General features: G+C 48.6%; 12 protein-coding genes and 1 other RNA gene. 8 read left to right on the top strand and 5 right to left on the bottom strand.

Annotation, left to right across the window (positions count from 1 at the left end; genetic code table 11):
• Positions 1–9 precede the first annotated feature (9 nt).
• The 5 genes from HA050_RS01855 to HA050_RS22285 all read left to right on the top strand — a co-directional run bounded on the left by HA050_RS01855 (position 10) and on the right by HA050_RS22285 (position 7,458).
• Positions 10–1,569: an AAA family ATPase gene (locus tag HA050_RS01855; RefSeq protein WP_166821322.1), complete on the top strand. Its 1,560-nt coding sequence runs from the start codon at positions 10–12 to the stop codon at positions 1,567–1,569.
• Complete coding sequence (locus tag HA050_RS01850) at positions 1,560–3,044, top strand: VWA domain-containing protein (RefSeq protein ID WP_166821319.1); 1,485 nt, start codon at positions 1,560–1,562, stop codon at positions 3,042–3,044. Before HA050_RS01855 ends, HA050_RS01850 begins: the two co-directional genes overlap by 10 nt.
• The gene (locus tag HA050_RS01845) at positions 3,041–6,331 is read left to right on the top strand and encodes a type I restriction endonuclease subunit R (protein WP_166821316.1); all 3,291 of its coding nucleotides are present in this window, start codon (positions 3,041–3,043) and stop codon (positions 6,329–6,331) included. The genes HA050_RS01850 and HA050_RS01845 overlap by 4 nt, the downstream gene beginning before the upstream one ends.
• 1 nt (position 6,332) lies before the next feature.
• A complete protein-coding gene (locus HA050_RS01840) occupies positions 6,333–7,094 on the top strand; it encodes a M48 family metallopeptidase (protein WP_205836249.1) in 762 nt (253 codons plus the stop codon).
• Positions 7,095–7,326: 232 nt separating this feature from the next.
• Positions 7,327–7,458 (top strand): hypothetical protein, encoded by a 132-nt coding sequence (locus HA050_RS22285; RefSeq protein WP_277344348.1) that lies wholly within the window; start codon positions 7,327–7,329, stop codon positions 7,456–7,458.
• A 323-nt stretch (positions 7,459–7,781) separates the two neighbouring features.
• On the opposite strand, the gene HA050_RS01835 is transcribed toward HA050_RS22285, so the two are convergent.
• Complete coding sequence (locus HA050_RS01835) at positions 7,782–8,096, bottom strand: DUF6471 domain-containing protein (RefSeq protein ID WP_166821310.1); 315 nt, start codon at positions 8,094–8,096, stop codon at positions 7,782–7,784.
• A 116-nt stretch (positions 8,097–8,212) separates the two neighbouring features.
• Here HA050_RS01835 and HA050_RS01830 point away from each other — a divergent pair, with 116 nt between their 5' ends.
• The 3 genes from HA050_RS01830 to HA050_RS01820 are packed head-to-tail and all read left to right on the top strand — an operon-like array spanning position 8,213 to position 13,238.
• Positions 8,213–10,903 (top strand): TnsB C-terminal domain-containing protein, encoded by a 2,691-nt coding sequence (locus HA050_RS01830; protein ID WP_166821307.1) that lies wholly within the window; start codon positions 8,213–8,215, stop codon positions 10,901–10,903.
• 11 nt (positions 10,904–10,914) lie between these two features.
• Positions 10,915–11,934, top strand: a complete 1,020-nt coding sequence (locus HA050_RS01825; protein ID WP_166821304.1) for a TniB family NTP-binding protein — start codon at positions 10,915–10,917, stop codon at positions 11,932–11,934.
• Positions 11,931–13,238, top strand: coding sequence for a TniQ family protein (locus HA050_RS01820; RefSeq protein WP_166821301.1), 1,308 nt, complete (start codon positions 11,931–11,933; stop codon positions 13,236–13,238). Before HA050_RS01825 ends, HA050_RS01820 begins: the two co-directional genes overlap by 4 nt.
• Positions 13,239–13,440: 202 nt before the next feature.
• Here the strand turns inward: HA050_RS01820 and ssrA are convergent.
• The 4 genes from ssrA to HA050_RS01800 all read right to left on the bottom strand — a co-directional run bounded on the left by ssrA (position 13,441) and on the right by HA050_RS01800 (position 16,833).
• Positions 13,441–13,805: a transfer-messenger RNA gene (gene ssrA / locus HA050_RS01815) on the bottom strand.
• A 306-nt stretch (positions 13,806–14,111) separates the two neighbouring features.
• A complete protein-coding gene (locus tag HA050_RS01810) occupies positions 14,112–14,765 on the bottom strand; it encodes an HAD family hydrolase (RefSeq protein ID WP_166821298.1) in 654 nt (217 codons plus the stop codon).
• 41 nt (positions 14,766–14,806) lie between these two features.
• Positions 14,807–15,517: a bifunctional 2-polyprenyl-6-hydroxyphenol methylase/3-demethylubiquinol 3-O-methyltransferase UbiG gene (ubiG, locus tag HA050_RS01805; protein WP_166821295.1), complete on the bottom strand. Its 711-nt coding sequence runs from the start codon at positions 15,515–15,517 to the stop codon at positions 14,807–14,809.
• The gene (locus HA050_RS01800; protein WP_166821292.1) at positions 15,514–16,833 is read right to left on the bottom strand and encodes a TRZ/ATZ family hydrolase; all 1,320 of its coding nucleotides are present in this window, start codon (positions 16,831–16,833) and stop codon (positions 15,514–15,516) included. Before HA050_RS01800 ends, ubiG begins: the two co-directional genes overlap by 4 nt.
• Positions 16,834–16,905 lie beyond the last annotated feature (72 nt).

Raw genomic sequence — 16,905 nt, 5'->3', positions numbered from 1 at the left:
GGAACCAAAATGAACGATAAATTTAGCCCCCAGCCAGTTCAAAAACAAAAAAAAGAAGTTAAGCCATCGATTCAAAAGCGGATTGGCGCGCTCATCAATTCGGTGAGTGCTGGCATGTATGAGCGTGAAGAGATTATTGCGGTTGCTTTGCTGGGGGTCTTATGTGGGCAAAACACGTTTTTATATGGCCCGCCGGGTACGGCAAAAAGCTTGATTTCGCGCCGGATTGCTTGCGCTTTTGATCAGCCTGCGTATTTCGAATATTTGATGAATCGTTTTAGTACACCTGAAGAAGTGTTTGGGCCTGTGTCGATTAAGGCCTTGAAGGAAGATCGATACATTCGCAAGACGGATTGCTATTTACCTAAGGCCGAATTTGCCTTCCTTGATGAGATCTGGAAATCAAGCCCGGCAATTCTGAATACGCTGCTCACACTGATTAATGAGCACATCTTCCGCAACGGCGAATCCATCGAAAAAGCCCCCCTCAAAGCGTTAATTGCCGCCTCCAATGAAACCCCAGAGCCTAACCAAGGGCTTGATGCGCTGTTCGATCGCTTTATCGTCCGTCTGATGGTGGGGCCAATTTCAGAGGTAGAAAACTTTGAGCGATTGCTCGATAGCAAACCGACTGAGGCTGCAATTACCGTGCCGAGCGATTTGATCGTGAAGCAAAGCGAATGGAATGAATGGCGGGTTGCAATCGGGAATGTCGCTTTATCGAAAGAAACGCTAACGATTATTCACCTGATCCGCGCTGCGCTCGCCGAGCGTTATGAAGAGTTGAAGGTTTATGTGTCGGATAGACGCTGGCAACGGGCTGCGATGCTGATGAAAGGCGCGGCTTTTTTTAATGGGCGCAATCAAACCAACCATAACGATGCGCTGCTGCTCTCACATTGCTTGTGGACACACGCAGACAATCGTGAAGCGGTGATCAATATCGTTGAGCAAGCGATTTTGGATGCTGGTCTAGATACGGGGATTAGTTTGGCTGAGTTGGATAGAAAGAAAGACCAGCTAGATAAAGAAATCAACGAAGAGTTATATCACACCGAAGATCAATATAATTACAATACTGTTTCCATCAAGGGCAAAGATTATTTCCAAGTTGAGTGGGGTGATGGTGTTAATCAGGCTAATCGCTTTTATATTTCATTAGAGCAATACAAAAGCCGCCAAGAATTTAATCCAATAGATAAAAATGGGAATGTGCTTGCACAGTACCAAAGCGTGTTTGATGGGCAAGGCTCTTGCCATATTTATTTCAATAGGCGCAATTTCCTGCAGTTCAAGCCAAAAGTTAAGTTAGCCAAGGGTTCGCAAAAGGAAAATGTTAATCGCAGGCTTATTTCATCATTAGAAAAAGATGTAAAGGAGATTAGAAAGAGTTTTGTTTTAATTTTAGAGCAGGTTGAGGCGCAACGATCTGGTTTTGAATCTCAACTTTACTCTGTGTTTTCTCCTTCAGAGAAAACTGATATTGCAATACAAAGCATCAATCAGCAGATTGATGCGCTCAATTTGCGCATATTAGACTGCGATCGTCTGGAAGCACTATGTCGTTAAATAGGGTCAAACTTGCGGCCCAAGCTGCTAATGACGCTATCTTTGCCAGCTTTGATGCGCAAATTACTCAGCAGTCAGCAGTCAAGCAGCATATCGAACAGCAAATTCAGCGATGGGAACGGCACACATCCGTAACCTTAGCGGATAGCTATCCTTTCGAAGAATACGAAAACCAGCTTAATCGCTATATTTCTCAACTTCAATCGGAAGGCATTCAAGACGAGTCCTTTTCTACAGCCGTAGAGGATTTTCTTGGCTTTTGTCGAGCAAGTAAATTGCCCACGAATGAGCAATTCTGGCGCAATTACACTGAAAACAGCGCCGAAATTGCGAAGGATGGTTCTGCAGAGATCGACTTCACTGCTTCAAGCCAGCTCTTAGCCAATGAGTGGCAAAAGGCTTTGGATAAAGTAAAAGCCGAGTGGGAGTTGAAAAAAATAGCCGAGTTGCGTGCGGCATTGCTCAGGCAGTTGAAAAGTTTGCTGGATGTGATTGCACAGCTGAAGCAACTACTAGATGACTTAGGGCTAGATGCTGGCCTTTTGTTTGATTTTTCAAGCGGTTCACTATCTGCTCAGGATATTGAGACTTTTCAGCGCTGGCTGAACTATTTGAATGAAAGTGATGGCGTAAGGCAGTTGTGTGATTTACTCGGTAAGCTGCGGCAGCTCGAATTCTCTGAGCGCTTAGAAAAGGTACTCGTTAATCATGCGCAAACAATTAATGTGCCTGACTTTAACTCCCGCGAAGAAATTGTTGGCATACGGCTAGGGCGGGATATTGAGCATGCTCTACCCAGTGAACTGGCCTTGTTATCCGATCCCGATACTGCTCTGCTATTTGATCTGAAATTTGTTGAGTCACGCTTAATGTGCTTTGAAATGCAAGGCCAGCAAGCAGAAGAATTCTCGCACGAGGAAGATCGGACGATTTCGGAACAAGACAAACTTGGACCTATGGTGATTTGCGTTGATACCAGTGGCTCAATGCGAGGTATGCCAGAAACAATCGCCAAGGCCGTTACCCTATTTATGGCTTGCAAAGCCAAAGAGCAAGGCCGTGCTTGTTATGTCATCAATTTTTCAACCGGTATTAAATGTCTCGACTTAGGTCTAGGCATTGAGATGGATAGTCTTATTGATTTTTTGCGCATGTCTTTTCATGGCGGCACCGATGTTGCCCCAGCATTGGATCATGCTCTGACTGTTATGAAAGAAGACAATTACCAGAAAGCCGATTTGTTGATGATTTCTGATTTTGTGATGGGCGGACTTCCGCAGGCTGTTCAACAGCAAATCGAAGCGCAACGCGCCTTTGGCAATCAATTTTATTCACTTGTGGTTGGTTCTACTTTTATGTCTGAAAGACTTGCGACCTTATTTGATCACGAGTGGATTTTTGACCCTCACTCAAGCCAGATTCATGAACTGATTTCGTTTAAAGAACGAATGTCCGAACAAAGAGTGCCAGTATGAACCAGTCGTTCAACCCTAAATTCCAAGAAGAATATAGCGCCAAAATACCTGCGCTGACGCTGCTGACCAACCTTGGCTGGACTTTTCTGCCGCCCGAAGTGGCATTGGCCAAACGTGGTGGCAAGCAGGATGAGGTGGTGTTGCGCGATGAGCTGCGGCAAGTTTTGCACACGCGCCGTTTTCGCTTCGAGGGGCGTGAGCAGGCTTTGTCAGAAAAAGCGGTGGATAAGCTGATCGCGGAGGTGTGCAGCCCCGCGCTCAATGAAGGCCTCGCGCTGGCCAATGAAAAGCTCTACAACCACATGCTGTACGGCATTTCGGTGACCGAGTTTATGGATGGCAAAAAGGCCAACCCGACCATTGCGCTGATTGACTGGGAAAAGCCAGAGAACAACAGTTTTCTGTTCACCGAGGAATACAGCGTAACGCGCACGGGGGGCATTGATAGCCGCCGCCCTGATATCGTGTGCTTTGTGAATGGCATTCCGCTGGTGGTGATCGAGGCCAAGCGCCCCGATGGTAATGCCAAAAAAGGCCCGACCATTGCCGAGGGGATTTCGCAATCGCTTCGCAATCAACGCTTTGACGAAATCCCGCGCCTGTTTGCCTATGCCCAGCTGATTTTATCCATCAACGGTACCGATGGCCGGTATGGCACTTGTGGCACACCGGAGAAGTTTTTCGCTGCTTGGCGCGAAGAGGATATCTCGGATGCCGAGATGTATGCACTCAAAAACAAGTCATTAAGCGAGTTGCAGACAGATACCCTGTTTAATCATCGCCCAGCCAAGGATTTGGCTTGGTTTCAATCGCTGCTGGCCGGTGGTGAGTTGGCTGTGACTGGGCAGGATAAACTGCTGATCAGCTTGCTCAAGCCCGCCCGCCTGCTGGAGATGGTGCGCTATTTCACGCTGTACGATAAAAAAGTCGGCAAGATCGTCGCCCGCTATCAGCAGGTGTTTGGCATTAAGCGACTCATCGCCCGCATCAATACCCGTCGCGCCGATGGTGGCCGCGAAGGCGGCGTGATCTGGCATACCACCGGCTCGGGTAAATCGTTCACGATGGTATTCCTGAGCAAGGCGCTGATCCTGCATGATTCGCTCAAGCAATGCCGCATTGTGGTGGTCACTGACCGCGTTGATCTGGAAAGCCAGCTATCCAAAACCTTTGCTTCTGGTGGCGAATTAGCGGGCAAAAAGGACAAAGAGGCCGCGCTGGCCACCTCGGGCAAGCGGCTGGCCGAGCAGATTAGTACTGGCACCGAGCGGATTATTTTCTCGCTAATTCACAAGTTCAATACTGCGACCAAGCTGCCAGAATGCGTGAACACCAGCCCCGACATCATCGTGTTAATTGATGAAGGCCACCGCAGTCAGGGTGGAGAGAGCAATATCCGCATGAAGCAGGCCATGCCCAATGCCGCCTTTGTGGCCTTTACTGGCACGCCATTGCTCAAAGAAGACAAAACCACCAGCAAATTCGGCCCGATTGTGCATGCCTATACCATGCAACGAGCAGTGGAAGATGAAGCTGTTACGCCACTGCTGTACGAAGAGCGCATCCCTGATCTGGATATTAATGACCGAGCAATTGATGCAGGCTTCACTCGCATTACCACCAGCCTGACCGATGAACAGAAAGCCGACCTGAAACGCAAATACGCCAAACGTGGTGAGCTGTATCGCGCTGAAGACCGTATCCAGCTGATTGCCCGCGACATTGCCGAGCATTTTGATAAGAATATCACCGCAGGTCTGAAAGGACAGCTGGCTTGCGATAGCAAAGCATCGGCCATTAAATACAAGAAATATCTCGACGAAGTTGGCCTATTTGAATCCGCCGTGGTGATTAGCGCACCGGATACCCGAGAAGGCAACTCCGACGTTGATGAGTCTTCGATGCCGGAAGTAACACAGTGGTGGAAAGAGAATGTCGGCTCGCAAGATGAACAGGCCTACACCAAGCAGGTGATCGAGCGTTTCGACAAAGACGAATCGCTGAAGCTTTTGATTGTGGTGGACAAGCTGCTCACCGGCTTTGATGAGCCGAAAAACACCGTGCTGTATATCGACAAGCCACTCAAAGAGCACAACCTGATTCAGGCCATTGCGCGTGTGAACCGGCTGCATCCGCTGAAAAAATTCGGCCTGCTGATCGACTATCGCGGCATTCTGGCCGAGCTGGATACCACCATTGCCAAGTATCAGGATCTGGCTTCGCGCACTCAGGGCGGCTACGACATCAACGATATCGCTGGCTTATATAACCCAATGAGCACCGAATACAAACGCCTACCGCGCTTGTATAAGCAGTTGTGGGCGATTTTTGATGGCGTAAAAAACAAGAACGACATCGAACAGCTGCGCCAAGTATTGATCCCTAAAACTGAAGAGCGCAATGGCGAGTTGGTCGATATCAATCAAAAAGTACGGGATGACTTCTACGAGGCGTTGAGCGAGTTTTCTAGCTGCCTGAAAGTGGCACTGCAATCGGCTACCTTCTTTGAAGACACCAGCTTTAGCGATGCCGACCGCCAGCATTACAAAGAAACGGTGAAACAGTTTTCCAGCCTGCGCCAGTTGGTGAAGCAGGATTCTGGCGAAGCCATCAACTACGACGACTATGCCGCGCAGGTGAAAAAACTGCTGGATAAACACGTTGTCGGCGTTGAAGTGCGCGAACCGGGCGGCACCTATGAAGTCGGTAAAATGGGCAGCAAACCCAAACCGGAAGATTGGTCAGAAGAAAAAACCCGCAACGAGACTGACATCATTAAAACCCGTGTGGCCAAGATGATTGAGCAGGAATTGCGTGATGATCCCTACGCGCAAGAAGCATTCTCTAAGCTGCTGCGCGACGCGATTGCCGAGGCTGAAAAGCTATTCGATCATCCGCTAAAGCAATACCTACTGTTCCACGAATTTGAAGAGAAAGTGCAAAATCGCCAGCTGGATGAATTGCCCGATGCATTTAAAGGGAATCGCCATGCGCAAGCCTATTTCGGCATTTTTAAAAAATCGCTGCCGGAGGTATTTGCCATCAGTGATCCACAGGTACTCGATAAATGGGTCGCGCTGGCTTTTGATATCGACCAGCTGGTTGAGCAAGTTGTGGGCGAGCATTCTATCAATCCGCAAAACATCGAAGCCAACATCCGCAAGCAATTGCTGCCGCTCTTGTTCAAAGAGTGCAAAGCCATTGGTGCAGGCATGGATCAGGCCAAGGCAATGGTGGAATGGGTGGTACAGATTACTCGTGTTGGTTTGAATGCGGCTGGGGTTTAAGTTGAACGTCGCGATCAAACCTAAGCAGAAGCCGAGCAAAACCAATCTCTCGTTCAACTACTCCGACGAACTGATAAGTTTTGAGCGGCTACCACGCACAGAGGGCAGTGGCAAAATACTAATCAAGGTATTGCCAGATTGCCGTGTGCAAATCAGTGCGCCTGAAACAGCCAGTAATGAACAAGTGATCGCAGCTGCCAAGCAGCGTGCGCGATGGATTTATCAGCAACTACGCGAGTTCCGATCCCGCCTGGAACATGTACGCCCACGGCAATACATCAGCGGCGAAAGCCACTACTACCTAGGCAAACAGTACGTCCTGAAAGTGATCGAAAACACGACAGAAAAACCATCCGTAAAACTATTGCGCGGTAAGATTGAAGTAACGGTGCGGGAAAAGTCAGCAGAGAAAATCAGCGCCTTGCTTGCAGACTGGTACAAAGCCCGTGCCAAGGATGCCTTTGCCCGTCGATTAGAGGCAATGCTGGAACAAGCCCTTTGGGTCAGCGAAAAACCACCACTACGGGTATTAACCATGCAAACCCAATGGGGCAGCTGTTCACCAGCAGGACGACTGACGCTTAATCCCCATTTGGTTAAAGCCCCCAGAGATTGTATTGATTACGTAATCCTACACGAGCTATGCCACCTAGCCGAGCACAACCACAGTGAGCGGTTTTACCGATTAATGGGGCAAGTGATGCCGCAGTGGGAAAAAGTAAAGAGTCGACTGGATGGGATGGCAAATGTGCTACTGAGCTAATTTCAAGTTAAGTTTCAGTAATTGCCTAGGGAATTGCTAAGCCATCACCCGAATAATTAATTTTTATAATGGAGTGAGTAAGCATTAGGCGTTTTAATTGCTACCCGTAGTTCAGTTTGATTTATCAGCGAATCATCTTCTCTCAGAAGCTTGCCAAGCTTAGGTGCATTAATTGCCTCAAGAGCTACGTGACGGATTAATTCTCGGAGAAATTTGGGGCGATGACCCCCCTATGGCCGAACAATCCCGCATCGTCGCCCGCGTCGAAGCGCTGCGCGCCCTCTGCACCCAACTGCGTGAACGCCTCACCGCCAGCCAAAAATCCCTTACCCACCTCGCCGAAACCTTGGTCGAACAGGTATAGGGCTATAAGCCGCTTTTATCAAAACTCTGTGTAAATACCTTTGAGGGGTAGCCTGACGGCTACCCCTTATTATTGTTGGGTATCTGACGGATAGATAAGTAACCCTAGAAACCGTTGAGCGAAGCGAGCATTATTCTGGAACTTGCGAAGCTAAAAAGTGCAGGCTACGGTGAAAGACTGGGCGCAGTCTCGCCCAATTAGATTTGAATTGTAAGAACAATCTGCTTACCTGCTAAGTGCTAGCTCCCCTCTGCCCTATTTATGAAAGGGTATTGAAAGGAGTTGGCGTAATGTTATCTTCCCCGTTATATCAAACAGCAGCGTTAAATTTCTGGTTTGTACCGTATCGATGTGAGCTGGTCTGGAATTTCAATAGTCTGAACCTCAAGCGCAGCCAGACAGGCAAACAGGAATGCTGCGGTAAATTTCTTGCGGTTAATTTTGCGATTAATTTGGTCTGGCGACTCTTCGATGCCAAATTGCTCAAGCAAACTTGCCAGCTTTTTGAAACTTACTTTTTGTTTTTTCATCTCGGCGCGCAGCAGCTCATTCGCTCTATCTTCCCACGGTTGAAATGCCGCCTCTGGCTGCAGTGCAACGGCTTTCTTTGGTCGAGTATTTCGTATGTCGTTACTCATCAGCTGCTTCCATCAGACCTAATCTCGCTATTTTCGGTCATTATCGACCGATTTGTAAATCATGTAGTCACTACGACACTAGACGTCTTTATCACCTTTAATTTGTTGATAAAGAAATGTTGAGCAAAGAAGAAATCACTGAGCTTTTTGATAAGCTCAGTATCCCAGAGAAAGGCCGCAACCTGACATTCAAGGCGCGGATTGAAGCTCCTGTGCGCGAGGTAAAATCTTACAGCGGAAACGTTATTACGTATTTGGCCAGCCGAAAAATGGGCTGTGAAATTGCTACAGAAAGTCGTCATATAGAGTTTGCGGCAGCTGTTGACCATGAGTTTGATGGCGGCGTGTTGGAGTATTACGCGCAGCCCGCAGAACTTAAACTAGAACTGATCGATACCGCTACAGGTGAAATCAAAAATATCCGGCATACACCGGATTTCTTGGTGATTACAGACGATGGCATCACTTTTGAGGAATGGAAATCTGAAGCAAAGCTGAGCAGGCTTGCTGAAAAATATCCCTATCGTTATGCGAAAAGCACGGATGGCGAGTGGTATTCACCCCAGATTGAACAGCAGCTTGCCGAATTGGGCTTTCACTATCGCATACGCAGCGAAAAGTCGATTCCTCGCCGTCGCGTTGAAAACTTGCTGCATCTCGCAGACTATTTTCATCCTAGCTGCGAGCCTCCCGATGCACACGAATCTGCTCGTTTACTTGCTGCACTTCGCGAGCACGGCTCACTTTATTTTAGTGAGCTGTTATCTACGCCATTTTGCTTCTCCGCTGATTTACTCAACAAATCAATCGCAGACCATTTAGTCGCGGCAGATTTAGATAATGAAAAATTAGCGGATATACGTCGTTTTCGCTTATATCGCGACAATACATACCGGGACTTTTGTCGAGGTCAAGTTGCTACTCGCAACGTGTTAGGTATTGAGCATTTTGTGCTCGATATCAAAGCGGGCTTGCAGTTTGCATTTGACGGTAAACAGCTAACGATTGTATTGGCTGGTGAAGAAGAATTGGTTTGTCAGAGCCCTAATGGACAAAATTGTAATTTGTCACGGGAATGGCTGTTCGATGCTTTTGAACGCGGCGCGGTTAAACCCATTTCTGCCCCAGAGAATAATCTGCTTGATATCAGTCGCTTTTCTGAAGAAGAGCTCAAATGTGCATTGCAACGACAAGCTATTTTGCAAAATGGTGTCGTCTCTCTAAACGCTAGTGAGAGAACTCAATTTCGTTGGCGAGCGAAGCAAGACGAGATGGTTGCAAATGGCGGAAACGAAATACTTGCGCTTGTTCCAAAAACAGCTGCGCGGGGAAATCGAAGCGCGCGGCTGTCAGAAGAGCAACTAAGCACGATACAAAGTGTAATTGAGCAGGACTGGCGTAATCATCGCGCCATCAATTTCAAAGCATGTCATCGGATATTAATCGATATCTGCAATCAAAAAGGGATTCAACCTCCATCATATCCAACTTTAATTTCTTTCATCAAAAGTGAAGAAACGAATCAAGATGTTCGAGTTCGCCACGGAAAACGGATGGCTACCCAACAAAGTGAATTTGTATCAGCACTTATGTTAGATACGCCTGTACATGGCAGTCGTGCATTTCAGTACGTACACATTGACCACACACAGATAGATATCGAATTGATTTCTAGCCGAACTGGCAAACCGCTGGGTAGGGCATGGCTTACTTTTGCGATTGATGCATGGTCACGGCGAATTGTAGGCGTCTACCTAACCTTCGACCCGCCGTCCTACGTTTCAGTGATGATGGTTGTTAGAGATATGGTTCGTCGCCATAACCGACTGCCTGAATTTATCGTCGTTGATAATGGCAAAGATTTTGCGTCGGATGCATTTGAATCTTTTTTGATGGTCATGGGAGTTCATTTGCGCTTTCGCCCGGCAGGGCAACCTCGCTTTGGTTCGGTGCTCGAGCGAATTTTTGGCCGTATTGATACCGAATATATTCATAACTTGGCGGGCAATACGAAAGCAACAAAAAATGTTCGTATGACAACGGGCAAGCATTTGCCGGTCAATTTTGCTGAATGGACTCTTGAGTGTATGTATTGCGGTATCGAGCATTGGGCTATGCAGTTTTACGACCAAGAACCCCATCCCGCGACAGGACTTACTCCACGTGAAGCCTTTCAAAAAAGCTTGCACGAAAGTGGTGCGCGGCCTCAGCGCCATATCTCATTTAATCAAGATTTTTTGATTGCAACTTGTCCGCCTGTTGACCGGAAAGGGACGCGCTTAGTGAATCGGCAGACAGGTGTAAAAGTGAATCATTTGCTGTATTGGCATCCGATTTTTCGTGACCCTAAAGTTGCGGGGCAACAGTTGCTCGTGAAAATGGACCCTTGGGATGCCGCGTCTGTTTTTGTCCGGGTTAATGGTGCATGGATACAAGCGACTTGCCGAATGTTGTCTGATTTTCGCCAGCTGACTCATACAGAGTGTGCTGTGTTGAGTGAGGAATACACCCAACGCAATCCTACTAAGTTTACTGACCCCACTGCAGCACATCGCTTGCGCGAATTTATGCAAGTTTTCACACCTGTAGGTGCTCTAGCAGATGCGATGGAGCGACAGAGCGAAAACGCCAGTCTTTATGGCGCATTGGCATTCGGCGGTGTTCAGCCAAAACAAATACAAACGCTCACTCGCTCGATTGGCAGTTCTTCATCATTAAAAACAACTAATCAGGCTGGCACCGAGATGCCAGCGTTCGAGACGCGCTCTGACTCATACGACGACCTGCCTGATTTTGACTCACTATAAGAATAATCATTATGCAACCGACTCTTTCTAAAATTTCCAATCCAGCGATTCAACTTCAGCAGTTGCGAATCAAGCATAGTCGTATCGACGAAGTGCTTACAGAATTAGATACCCTCATTTATCCAGGCAACCAGGACAGTATTTTGGTCATCGGGCCAACTGGCGTAGGGAAAACTATGCTGGCAAAACATATGCGTGATTCGGCAGTTCAGGCCGCAGTAAACGAGATGCAGGCTGATGCTGGGCATATTCCTGCTGTCTATGTGGAGGCACCATCTTCTGGTGAAAAGGAGTTCTCGTGGCGTCTCTTTTTTCAGCGGATTCTGGCGCAATTGGAAGGTGAACTGAACTTACCAAAGGTACATTACGGCATTGACACGGCAAGTGGCCGATTTGTAAAGCCCCGTGGCCAATCAAATAATTCCTTGGCGGCATTGCGCACTTCAGTAGAACGCGCACTGAAAGAACGAGGTACACGGTTTTTGGTAATTGACGAGGCTGCACATATTATTCGTCAATCGAGCAATCAGCGACTTTGCGTCCAGCTTGATACGTTGAAATCACTTACAAATGCCTGCGGTACACAAATTGTGCTCGTCGGAAGCTATGATTTGTATCCATTAGTTTCACTGTCAGCACAGCTTGCTCGACGTTTGCACGTGTTACATTTTGAGCGGTATCGTCTGGACTCAGATACTGATATTCGTGCTTTCAGGGCATGCATTCGCAGCTTTGAAAGAACTTTGCCGGATTTATGGGAAGGGAAGCTGTTGCTGCATGCTGATGCACTTCAAGAAAACACCTTGGGTTGCATTGGCACTTTGAGTTCAGTTTTGACACGTGCAGCCATGTTGGCACAACAGGCAGGAAAATGGTCAGATGAAGTTTTGCGCCGCGCACTACTTACCGACGCTCAGCATAAGCAAATATTGTCAGAGACACTAGACGGTGAAATGGCGATTAATCCAAGTTTGACTCGAACCTTTGCAGAGGAAAAACCAAAGCAATTTGGTAAAAGGAGTGCCGCATGATTTTAGCTAACCCGCGCTCTACATTGCATGCACTCAAGCCAATGGGCATTGGTAGTACTGACGTTGAAAGTCTAACAAGTTATCTGTGCAGACTCGCCGTTTCACATAGCGTGTCATTGCCATCAATGGCGAAGCTAATTGCAGGTACGATTCAAGAAACGCTCAGAGAAAATTTTGATTGGCATGAGCGGCAACTATCGGGAATTAGTGAGACAGCGCATATTTGGGCAAGTGCAATCTCTATGCTGACTGGCGTTGGTTCTTTGGACCAGTTGACACTAAGTCCTTGGGCGCAAGTTATTCCTGCAAAAGGTCTGATTACTAGGCAAGTACGGTGGTGTCCTGATTGTTTTCGTGATGATACTAAAGCTGGGCATGAGCGATACTATCGACTCAGTTGGAATATCGGAGTCGTGACAATATGTCACAAGCACCATCGGCCATTGATTTTAGCTTGTCCAGAATGTGGTCGGGTCAATCAACGCCATAAAGCCAGCTATGTGATTCCCGGTTGGTGTTCGAATTGTGGCTGCTGCCTTGCTGAGCAGGCGGCACAGGATTTAGATTCTACGTACCGAGTTAAGCCTGAAGAAATGTGGATTGCTCGCCAAATCGGACTGTTACTCGCTTGTCAAACGAGTCTTGAGCTCTTACCGTCTGCAACGATAGTTAGAGAGAACATCCGTCTGATTATTACAGGTCTAGACCATGGTATTGGTGCTAATTTTGCAAAACGAATTGGTGTGAGCAAATCTTCGGTCCACTATTGGCTCAATAGTGGAGGGCTTCCCACGTTAAATAACTTGCTACAAATAGCCGCGCACTCCGGTATTTCTCTGGCTGACTTGTTAACTCAACCATTAAAAAACTGGACTCCGCCCATTGACCATCCGCAAATCGCATTAGACCTTGGACATATGAACAAAGAACGGCTGCTTCCACGAGTGTTGGATTGGGAGAAAATCAAAACAGAATTAATGGTTTTTGCGCGTTTGCCAGTTCCCATCAGTGTTGCCGAAGCGGGGAGACGGCTAGAAATTGACGACCGCTATTTATATTTACAAGCCAATCAAGAGGCGCGTGTGCTTGGTGTGCGGTGGAAGCAGTATGTTGCTAGGAGAAAATACTTGGCAATGCTTGAAATAAAACCAACTTTAGAATCAGCCTGTCGTGAAATTATCGAAGATGGGCGCTCTATTAATCTTCGTGAAATCGAGCGAAAAGTGCCGTATGAAATCTTAATGAAGGTTGAGCATCTGTATGATGTACTGAATGAAATAAAGGAAAAGTTGCGTATAACCTGAATACGTATTTCTTGAAAATGCAAAAAAGCCGACTTGAAGTCGGCTTTTTTGTTTCTTACCCTAACTAGTAGCTGTTTTCCGCGGTATCACATTTTTGCAATAAAGCATAAAGTGGCACTTCGAAAAATAAAGCATAAATTGTCATTACTGCCACTTTATGCTTTACGCCACACTCTAAGTGGCTGATTTCATTGCTTTATACTGGTGGAGCCGGCGGGAGTCGAACCCGCGTCCGGAAGCACTCTATAGTGAGTTCTACATACTTAGTCATGTCATTTGGTTTTAATTCCCGACCACGCCGACCGACAGGCTTGGAGAGAACGAGTTACCTTAGATTTAACCCCTGCCCAAGTAACCCGGACTGAAGCGATCCCATCTTAATGACTCTGCGTGTCGTTTTTAGGCGACCTACCCGATGGGCCCTGTAGTGCAGAGTCTAGCGCGATTAAGCGGCTAGAGCGTAGTTATTGTCGTTTGCGACTATATAAATTCAGTGTTTTACGGGAATCTGAGACCCCGGTATGCCCTCATCCACTTCGCAACCCCCGTCGAAACCATGGCGGCCCCAATGAAGATCTCTGATTATACGCGTAAGCCAGTGCTTGCACAATGATAGCCTTTGCCATTGCTTGCTTCTGGCGAGGCTTGCTGGTGCTGATGGCTGGATTTGTGAGCGTTAACAAAGGCTTATGCAGGGTGTGTGGGGGAGGGGTTTGGCGCTGCTTGGGGGAATACTTCTGTAAAAGCTGCGCTAAATCCCCCTCGGTCCCTCTTTTGCAAAGGGGGAGGCAAGGTCAAAATCATGCAGAAATTGACTTTGCCTTGCATTTTGCTTGTTTTATGGCGGGCCGGGCTTGCTTGCCAGAGCGGGCTTTAGCCTGGCAGATGTTGCAGCAGGTCCAGCGGGTGAGCAATGCGGTGGTCTGCGCCCCATTCGTGAGGTTTGTCTTGGCCGCTGATATAGCCGTAGTCGGCCAGTACGGTGCGCATACCTACCTTGCGGCCCGCTTCAATATCCCGCTCGGCGTCGCCTACGTAGATGCAGTGGGCGGGGTCAACGCCAAGCCGGGCGGCGGCAAAGTACATGGGTTTGGCGTCTGGCTTGGCCACACCTACGGTATCCCCTGAAACCACTACGCCGGGGCGGCTTGGGAAGGGGAGTTGCGCGATCAGCGGGTCGGTATAGCGGGCAGGCTTATTGGTGACGATGCCCCATTGCAGGCCGCGGGCTGCAATTTTTTCGATCAGGGCATGAATGCCTTCAAACAGGGCGGTTTCTTCACAGAGGCTGGCTTCATATAACGCCAGAAAACGCTCACGCAGCGCAGCAAACTGCTCGTCTTGCGGGATAACACCAAAGCCCAGCTCGATCAGGCCGCGTGCGCCGTGGGATGCCAGCGGGCGGATGGCGGAGTAGGGCTGCGGTTTACGGCCTTCTTCGGCAAGCAGGCGGTTGAGCGCGGCGCCTAAATCAGGTGCGGTATCTGCCAGCGTGCCGTCAAGATCGAACAGGACTGCGGTAATCATGGTGTTTTCCTTGTGAGGTTAAATGGATGGTTTGTTTTGATTTAAGGGGCTTTCCTTGTGGCAATCAGGTAGTTCACGGCTGCATCGTCATCCAGCTTATAGATTTTGGTGAGCGGGTTATAGCTCAGGCCGCTGAGCGATACGGTTTCGATTTCTGCATTGCGGGTCATGCGGGCCAGCTCAGATGGCTTGATAAATTTGGCGTAGTCGTGCGTGCCGCGCGGCAGCATGCCCAGCACGTATTCAGCGCCCACCACAGCCAGCAGATAGCTTTTGGCGTTGCGGTTGAGGGTAGAAAAGAACACCCAGCCGCCAGGTTTAACGAGGCGTGCGCAGGCGGCGACCACGCTGGCCGGGCTTGGCACATGCTCCAGCATTTCCATGCAGGTAACGATGTCATAGCTTTCTGGCTCATCGGTAGCCAGCTGCTCCACCGGCACACAGCGGTAATCGACTTCCAGTTTGGATTCAAATAAATGCAGTTTGGCAACTTTTAGCGATTTTTCTGCCAGATCAATACCGGTAACCTGTGCGCCCTGGCGTGCCAGGCCTTCGGCCAGAATGCCGCCGCCGCAGCCTACATCGAGGATTTTTTTGCCGGCCAGATCAATGTGCTTCTGCATAAAATCGATGCGCAGCGGGTTGATCTCGTGCAGGGGTTTGAATTCGCTTTCGGTATCCCACCATTTATGGGCAAGGGCAGAGAATTTGGCGATCTCGGAAGGGTCGACATTAATAGGTGCTTCAGTCATTCGGTTTCCTTGGTCTTAGAGCTAATGCGTTGTTGCCAGCGGCGGGCGCGGTTAAGCGTTTCGCGGGCATGAAGGCTGAGATGCCGCCCTTCCTGATAAACACAGCGGCCAGCAATCCATACATGGCTGACTTGTGAGCGATCAGCGGCATATACAATTTGTGACAGCGGATCGTATAAGGGCTGAGTGTGGGCGGCGGATAAATCAATGGCTATCAGATCCGCCTGTTTCCCTGCTGTAATACTGCCTATTTTATCATCGAGGCGCATGGCTTTGGCACCGTTTATGGTAGCCATTTCTAAGGCTTGCCACGCAGGGATGGCATGTGCATCGTTTGCTTCGGCTTTTGCAAGCAGGGCTGCAAGGCGCATTTCGGCAAACAGATCGATCTTATTATTACTGGCCGCGCCATCTGTACCGATGCCGACATTGATGCCTGCCTGCTGCATGGTATGAACACGGGCAATGCCAGAGGCCAGCTTTAAATTGCTTGCCGGATTATGAGCAATACTGACGCCATATTTGGCCAGCAGGGCGATTTCCGGATCGCTGGTATGCACCATGTGTGCTGCAACTAAGTTTGATCCTAAAAAGCCCAGCGCGGCGAGCCGCTCCAGCGGGCGAACACCGTATTGTTTCAGGCTGTTTTTGATTTCATCTTGGGTTTCATGGATATGGCAGTGCAAGCCCAGGTCAAATTCATCGGCAAGGGTAATCACTTTGCTGAAGGTTTGGTCACTCACTGTATAGGGGGCGTGCGGAGCAAGGGTAAAGTGGACTAATGGCTCGCCGCTGAATTCTGAGCGCGAATTCAGCGCTTTTTTAATATAACTATCCGCATCAGAGGCATAGGGCGTGGGGAATTCTAAAATAGAGCAGCCTATGCCCATTCGGAATCCGCTGGAAACCGCCGCTCGTGCCACGGCGCTGTGCTCAAAATACATATCATTGCTGCACGTTGTGCCGCCGGCAATCATTTCCATAATGGCGAGCGTTGTGCCATCACAAACAAAATCATCGCTGACATGTGCTGTTTCTGCTGGCCAGATATGCTCATTCAGCCAGGTCATCAGGGCTAAATCGTCGGCATAGCCGCGTAATAAGCTCATTGCAGAATGGCTGTGCGTATTAATAAATCCGGGGAGGAGGGCGTGTTCAGGCAGCTGGATTTCCTGGGCTGCCGGGTAGTGGCTGCGCGCTGCAGTGAGCGGCATGATCCGGATAATTGTGTCTCGATCAATGATGACGGCATGATTCATTAATACCTGAGCCCGGGGCTCAATTGGAATCAGCCAGCGGGGTGCAATAATCTGCATGGAATCGTCCCGAATTAAGCGATAAAAATAGCAGGGTCTGTTTTTATTTAATGGGCATAAATGGAAAGATTG

The sequence above is a fragment of the Iodobacter violaceini genome, from assembly GCF_011601265.1.
In the GTDB taxonomy this organism is placed as follows: Bacteria; Pseudomonadota; Gammaproteobacteria; order Burkholderiales; family Chitinibacteraceae; genus Iodobacter; species Iodobacter violaceini.
This window is presented reverse-complemented; position numbering and strand designations above follow the sequence as displayed.

What these genes read in the sequence shown, in the direction of transcription:
- HA050_RS01845 (WP_166821316.1), top strand. Translation starts at nt 3,041, where the DNA reads ATGAACCAGTCGTTCAACCCTAAATTCCAAGAAGAATATAGCGCCAAA.
- HA050_RS01825 (WP_166821304.1), top strand. Translation starts at nt 10,915, where the DNA reads ATGCAACCGACTCTTTCTAAAATTTCCAATCCAGCGATTCAACTTCAG.
- HA050_RS22285 (WP_277344348.1), top strand. Translation starts at nt 7,327, where the DNA reads ATGGCCGAACAATCCCGCATCGTCGCCCGCGTCGAAGCGCTGCGCGCC.
- HA050_RS01820 (WP_166821301.1), top strand. Translation starts at nt 11,931, where the DNA reads ATGATTTTAGCTAACCCGCGCTCTACATTGCATGCACTCAAGCCAATG.
- ubiG (WP_166821295.1), bottom strand. Translation starts at nt 15,517, where the DNA reads ATGACTGAAGCACCTATTAATGTCGACCCTTCCGAGATCGCCAAATTC.
- HA050_RS01835 (WP_166821310.1), bottom strand. Translation starts at nt 8,096, where the DNA reads ATGAGTAACGACATACGAAATACTCGACCAAAGAAAGCCGTTGCACTG.
- HA050_RS01800 (WP_166821292.1), bottom strand. Translation starts at nt 16,833, where the DNA reads ATGCAGATTATTGCACCCCGCTGGCTGATTCCAATTGAGCCCCGGGCT.
- HA050_RS01830 (WP_166821307.1), top strand. Translation starts at nt 8,213, where the DNA reads ATGTTGAGCAAAGAAGAAATCACTGAGCTTTTTGATAAGCTCAGTATC.
- HA050_RS01855 (WP_166821322.1), top strand. Translation starts at nt 10, where the DNA reads ATGAACGATAAATTTAGCCCCCAGCCAGTTCAAAAACAAAAAAAAGAA.
- HA050_RS01850 (WP_166821319.1), top strand. Translation starts at nt 1,560, where the DNA reads ATGTCGTTAAATAGGGTCAAACTTGCGGCCCAAGCTGCTAATGACGCT.
- HA050_RS01810 (WP_166821298.1), bottom strand. Translation starts at nt 14,765, where the DNA reads ATGATTACCGCAGTCCTGTTCGATCTTGACGGCACGCTGGCAGATACC.